At 44.8% G+C, this 6,464-nt stretch carries 4 protein-coding genes; 1 reads left to right on the top strand and 3 read right to left on the bottom strand.

Translation table 11 applies throughout. The annotated features are described in order from the left end of the window. Positions 1–156 precede the first annotated feature (156 nt). The 3 genes from KDK18_RS12350 to KDK18_RS12340 all read right to left on the bottom strand — a co-directional run bounded on the left by KDK18_RS12350 (position 157) and on the right by KDK18_RS12340 (position 4,289). Positions 157–2,166, bottom strand: coding sequence for a hypothetical protein (locus KDK18_RS12350; protein ID WP_257255227.1), 2,010 nt, complete (start codon positions 2,164–2,166; stop codon positions 157–159). Between the two features lie 131 nt (positions 2,167–2,297). Then, a complete protein-coding gene (locus KDK18_RS12345; protein ID WP_257255226.1) occupies positions 2,298–3,467 on the bottom strand; it encodes a hypothetical protein in 1,170 nt (389 codons plus the stop codon). Positions 3,468–3,599: 132 nt separating this feature from the next. Further along, positions 3,600–4,289, bottom strand: a complete 690-nt coding sequence (locus KDK18_RS12340) for a hypothetical protein (protein ID WP_257255225.1) — start codon at positions 4,287–4,289, stop codon at positions 3,600–3,602. Between the two features lie 375 nt (positions 4,290–4,664). Between KDK18_RS12340 and KDK18_RS12335 the strand changes: the two genes are divergently transcribed. Continuing rightward, positions 4,665–6,209, top strand: coding sequence for a TatD family hydrolase (locus tag KDK18_RS12335; protein WP_257255224.1), 1,545 nt, complete (start codon positions 4,665–4,667; stop codon positions 6,207–6,209). Positions 6,210–6,464 lie beyond the last annotated feature (255 nt).

The raw sequence follows: 6,464 nt of genomic DNA, 5'->3' as shown, positions 1-6,464 counted from the left end.
AGAAGCAGGAATTTTTAGACCAATTTATTGCAACCGCAGTAGGACAGCCTTAAGTGCGACAGGCTGCTAGCCCTGAGCTTGTCAAAAGCTTCGACTAGCCCAGGGCAAACGGTATGGGGTATTAAGGAATTTCATCAGGCGCTGGGTAGTTTGAGCTTAATTTCCCCGTGGATTTTGATCAGTGACTGGTGATTGTTGCTCCAGAATGTTTATAGATAATTTGCACAACCCTTTTATAAGGGCTTGTAAAGGAAAACTACAATTGTGTGCTAATCCAAGATTATGATTGCCATCAATAACATTAGAGTTGTCACACAGCAAGCGTCTTTCTATTTCCCCTGAAGTTTCCATTATTTCAGGATCAGGTCTCTTAATACGCATCACATGTGCGAAGTAGTTATGTTTTTTGTGAGCATGCTTTGAATGATAAAAAGCACCATTCATTTCATAAGGTTGCATAGCTAACCAATAGACTATTTCTAATGCAACTCTATTCAGCCATTGTTCAAAACCGGTATCATCCAATCCAAGATTTTTCTGCAAGCTTATCGTTTTTGTTGAATAATACCCACACAAAAAATGTTCCAGAACTTCTCTGACAAATGTCTTTACATCTTCAACAGCTAACGGGTTTTTGTAATGAAACTCAGGATTTAAACGTTTTCCACGAGCATAAACAATAACAATGGCAATAATGTTATCCATAAGGGCATTAAAATAAGCTAATAAGTTTCCAACCTCTGGAAAGAACTTTGTATTTAGAGTGTTCCTGGAACTCAGGCTCGGCAATATGTTTCCAAATATTTGGCTGTCGCCAAGGTCTCTAAGTCCGGACCAGGATAAATCTGAGCACTCAGTGTCTCTTACCCAATTACAAATTGATCCGGGAAAGCTATCTGCATTTTTACAAAAAACATTGGATAGCGCTCCCATAGTCGTCCATACAGGGTAGCCTTTTCTGGGTCTGTATTTATCATGCTGTACTTTAATAAGACTGTCGAATGTCAGACCGTATCTTGCATAGGTTCCTATATCAATCGCTGCCTTTTTTAACCCTTCTTCGGACCTTCCGTGTGGATTTTTGGTATCTGATGAATCTAATTGGCTTGCATAATTAACATAATCTTGTGATGCCGTGAAAAGATAACCGTGTAGTCGACCTTCAGAAATTTCGAGCTTGTAATTATTTTCAGACACAGGAACAGAAAATAAACCTTTACTGAAAGGTATTTCACTGGCGAAATCCTGATCAGAAAATAAGTTGTGCAAGGCATTGTGTATTTTAAGCTCACGAGTGAACTCATCCCATGGTTCACCTTTTCGTTGATATTTAAAGTACAAGGTTCGATTATCAGGAAGAGTGAACTGGAAGGATCTTTCACCACATTTTTTTTCAACTGTGGCTTCATCTGATAACATTAATTCTATTTCTAGATCTTCCTCATTTGTGCTTATTTTTGGATTTTGTTTTTTTATTTCATCTTCTATTTTGTGGCCGATTTCAATATCCGGGGGTAAAAAATGACTATTTTTGTAACAGGCAATAATAAGTTCAGAAAAATAAGGATTATGTCCTTCGTAATTTAAACTTGCTTTAGCGAATAAAAGTTCTGGTGGAGCGCAGGATTGCAGGGGATGACTGTTTTTTGCTGATTCAATAATGTCTTCCAGACTTTCAGTTGAGAATAGATACTTGCTTGTTTTTGCTGCATCATACAATTTTTCACGGCTAACTCTGTGTGAATGATGAAGTCTATCTTCAATTTTGTATCTCAATGCTTGTAATCTTGCTATTTTATTGAACAGAATCTCTTTATCTGCTGTGCTGAATTCTTGTTTGAGTTTTTCCAGTTTTTTTTCACTAATAACCCTCTTACCCATTTTTATTATCAGATAGAGCCAGTCTTCGTCACTGAAATGTTGGGTGTTGCCATGCAGGTAATCGCTCATCAATGATATTTTGTATTGTTCACCAACAGTGAAATAACCTTCTGGCTTTGCCAACGTTAAGATTTTGCTGATTTTTCTCTGATGAAGGGGCTTTTGCTCATGTTGAAGAGTTTCATCGATAGTCAAACGCCTTTTATTTTCTGCACTCAGATCTTTCTGGAAGACTGTATCTGCCCTGATGGGCTGGGGTTGTGAGGGGATTGGTGACAAAAACATGGAAGTACTCCTTTACAATTCCATTTCATACCTTTTATTGGTCCATATTTTTCCGAAAAAGTTCAAAATTTTGATGCTTCGCCCTGAGCTTGTCGAAGCCTCTGACAACCTCAGGCACTCAGCTTCACGGGTTAAAGTGATTCTATTTGCTCCTGAAGATTCTCCTGAACAACTTCAGGCCACTGACCTACATAAGTCCTGATAAAGCCACTCTTTGATATCCCGTGTCTGTTCATATCTTCAAACAGCCGCTTCAGATCAAGGCGCACTTCAGACGGTTCCAGAACTGAAACAGAAAGCCCCAAGGTATCAATCAGCGAAAAGCCCGACTTTTCATCATAAAAGACATTATTGAAGTGCAGGTCACGATGAACCGCTCTGGAAAGAGTAGAAAGCCCATCCAGTTCCGAGTCTCTGTGACGCAGGTGAAAGTGCGCCAGAATTTGCCCAAACCCTGAAAACATGGCATCAATGTCAACCTTGCTTGTGGGTTTACGGGACTGTGCAACCCAATCTTCCAGAGAATGTCCCTTCACGGCTTTAAACAGGGAATGAATTCGCCCATTAACCAATCCACTCCATTCATCAAAACCAAAAGCCACTGGCTCCTCTTCAGGCACAAAGTAGCATTCAGCCACTTTCAACATGGGAGCAATCATAAAGCCACTGTTGGCATAGCCTTTCAAAATATACTGCTGACCGTTGATCTGTATCGTGCTCAGCGAAGACACCGAAGGAAAATGAATCAATAAATCCATGACCTTGCCCTCGTACATTTTGTCAGACAACCCCTGTAAGGCCGAATAACGCAGGGGAATTTCCTGCCACTGACTGGCATTGTTCCCCGGCCAACGCCAGTTGAAATAGTCTGCCAAGTCGGTTTGCCAATTATTACAGGCCATTGTTGCAGGCTCCATGGCTCCCGTTTCTCTCAACAGCCTCACTGCTTCTGTGCGGTTTTTACTGGAAATCAGGGACTGACAGAACTCACTGCCCAGCTTGGGCTTCCAGAGTTCAAAGGGCTGGACATTACATTTGGATATGGAAATGTTCAGTGTCTCAGGCCATGAAAAGGAAACCGCAGACACAGCCACAGCGACCAATAAAAGAACGTAATCATCCCGATAGGCCCTGGCCAAAGAAATGAATAGTGCGGCCGAGGGGATCTGGTAGCCGACAGAACGACTGCATTCCTCAGTCTGGCAACTTTCTGAAGAAAACGAGTGTGGTGCCTGTGTCAAGAGCAGCAGGGTCAGTAGAATAGGAGGTGTCTGTCCATAGACAAAGCGGGTTGGCGGCATGATGCACTCCTCAATCAGTCCTTTAACATTTTTAGACCCTGATCGTTCCAGAGAGTTCAATGGCTATCGAACATCATGCAATGATCCCGATTCATGCCGCCAGCCTGGATACAGTTAACAAGCCTCTACTTTTCAATAACCACGAGGTGTCTCGTGCTGTCTCCATTTGAAAAACTTTCCGTAACACAAACCCAGAACATCTCCAATAGTGACCCAATGGAACCATCCGGTGCATCTGCCGACCTGTGCTACAGCAAAATAGGATGCCACCGTACCTAGCAGAGCAGCCGCGCCGTAACCAACCCATAATCCGGCTTCAGCAGCGGTGCTTTTCCAGTTCTGGCAGCTGCCAGTCAACTCGTCAAGATAAGATCGGGTTGTGTCACAGGCAGGCCGTGTAAGTGTCGAAATATAATACTTGGGATAGATATATTGCCATTCCGAGCCAGTGACTGTGCAGGGTAATGTCTCTGAGCCGGTATCCTGAATGCTTTCCTGACTCTTTAGTAAAGCAGTGCGGATTGCTTCACGGCCAAGACATTTTTTCATGGCCTGAATATCAAGCCGTGAAGCCTTGTCGAATTTAGTTGTAAAAATGGTACGTTCCCACTGAAACACAGTTTCTCCTGTTGACGCATTAAGCGCACAACCACCGATGCAGTCAAACGGATGGTTTTTACAGACCTCTTCACCGTTCGGACAGGAAGCATCGAACATAATGCCATTGATGTTTCTTTCTGCAACCGGGTTTGCTGCAACCAAAGCAGAAGAGAGGCCCACAGAAATTAAAATAAAGCTGTTGCTCAGGAGATTGACCATCACTATTTTTTACTCCAATTGAAAAAAAGCGCAGAGATGCACTGGCATCTCTCATTAAGGCTGCTTAAAAATGGCATAAAATCAGCGACATTCAATTTTGAAGTGATTCCATCTGCTCCTTAAGACGCTCCTGAACATCTTCTGGCCACTGATCGACATAGGCCCTGATAAAGCTAGTCTTTGATATTCCTCTTCCCTTCATCTCTGCGAACAGTTGACATCAGATTCCTGTTTTCCTGTTAGTTATGCTTACGTCAATGTTCTGAACTTTCAATCCAAGAACCACTCTGATTTATTTGAGGTCATCGCTGTTGAATGCCCTTCAACCCGATATTCTTGTAATCAAGGATAATACCCACTTAATAGAAGAAGCTTAATATGATTAACTCGGATCACACTATCGGCGCAGTTGGAGGTTCAAACCCAACCACGTCACAACCTGTTCAACCTCAATCGCAAGAGACTGGAGAAGGTGCTCGTTTCGGTAGGACTGTCAGTACTGGTGATAGCAACAATATAGTTTCAGTAAGAACACCCAACTTATCTCATTCTCAAACGGTCAGATCAGCCACTTTAAGCCCTGATGGCAGATTTGTGAAAGTTGATAATGTCGATGAAAAAGCGATACTTTCCAATATCACGTCACCCAATTCAGTGTCCCCTCATGACGTTAGCAGCAAAGGTACGCAGTGGGCCGCCGACGAAGCGGACCTGAAAGTCTGGCAAGAAGGCCGTTCAACAAAGCCACGAAAAATGAAAAAAAAGAAGAAGTGCTCAGGTTCTGCTGACAAGCCTTTTTCAGGCGTTTCTCTCGTTGCATCCCGATACCATGGCAACCCGAACTACCATACCGTTCAGGGTCAGCAGGTCATGGATAAGAACCCGGAGTCCCGATATTGCCAGCGCTCAACCGGGGCCTCTGCATCACCTGATGTGCCTGCCACAGATGATGATTCCTGGAGTTTCCAGTTATCTGCCGGGCCAGAGTCGGGCAAGGTATATCTGACTCGCCCGAAGTTCAGGCCTCTATACATGACGCCACTGGTTGATATTGGAGCCAATCTCGTTAAAGACAGCTTTAACTTGCCCCGGGTTATTGCAGAAGCTTCCCGGGCAGGGGTTGGTAGCATCATGGTAACGGGCACTTCCATTTCTGCGTCGAAAAAGGCTCAGAAACTGGTGGATCAATGGTCGGAGCCATCGGCGAAAGCCACTGAAGCTTGTGGATTTTCAGATTCCCCCCCATGCTCTTTGTACTATACAGTGGGATGCCACCCACACCACGCCAAGAATTTCCACCGGGATGGTGGCATACGGGAAATGAGAGAAATACTTGAACAAGGGGATCGTCACTGCATTGCGGTGGGTGAGTGTGGATTGGATTACGATCGCAAATGGTCGTCTCCTGAAGTGCAACGGACCGTGTTCAGGAAACAGTTGGCGCTGGCTGCAGAGCTGAAAAAACCACTGTTTTTGCATGAGCGGCTTGCCCATGATGACTTCATGGGTATTCTGGCAGACTACATAAATCAGTTGCCTTCACCAGCCATGGCTTGCGTTCACTGCTTCACCGGTAACAGTGAGCAACTGCAGGCCTATCTTGATCTGGGCTGTTCCATCGGAATTACCGGTTGGATCGGCGACAAGCGTAACAAAGATCTGGTTAAGGCACTGCGCTCTGTCAGTTGGGAGACTCTGCGTGAGCGCCTGATGGTTGAGACCGATGCACCGTTTTTAGAGCCTTATCTGGTCATGCCACCGCGGTTAGAGCATCGTCGGGGTGGCAAAAGAGAAAATGATAATGAACCGGCTAATCTGCCCTATGTGATCCATGCGCTGAGCCAGGTGCTTAGAGTGGATGGCGAAGAGATTGCCGCTGCAACCACCGACAATGCCAGACGTATATTCTCGCTCGGTGACTGAGGCAGTATTGGTATCCCGCCTGCAATGAGTCGGATTATTGACAACCTCCCCGCCGTAAAGATTGTCTGGGCGACCCCGTCTGGGCGACCCCGTCTGGGCGACCCCGTCTGGGCGACCCCGATAAAAACACGGGCAGAAAGCGGGAGGTATTTTACTTTTCCTGTCAGGTAGCGTAATCGCTATAAACACCTGACGGAGTCGTTAACCCGCCGCAGGTGATAGACCGATGGACGTGAACATTGCACTTCAGATCAT

This window comes from Endozoicomonas sp. SESOKO3 (assembly GCF_024606255.1).
The sequence above is the reverse complement of the archived record's forward strand: the minus strand, read 5'-3'. Positions and strand labels throughout refer to the sequence as shown.

Excerpts from the sequence above, each read along its gene's own strand:
- KDK18_RS12345 (WP_257255226.1), bottom strand. The coding sequence starts at position 3,467 with ATGCCGCCAACCCGCTTTGTCTATGGACAGACACCTCCTATTCTACTG.
- KDK18_RS12350 (WP_257255227.1), bottom strand. The coding sequence starts at position 2,166 with ATGTTTTTGTCACCAATCCCCTCACAACCCCAGCCCATCAGGGCAGAT.
- KDK18_RS12335 (WP_257255224.1), top strand. The coding sequence starts at position 4,665 with ATGATTAACTCGGATCACACTATCGGCGCAGTTGGAGGTTCAAACCCA.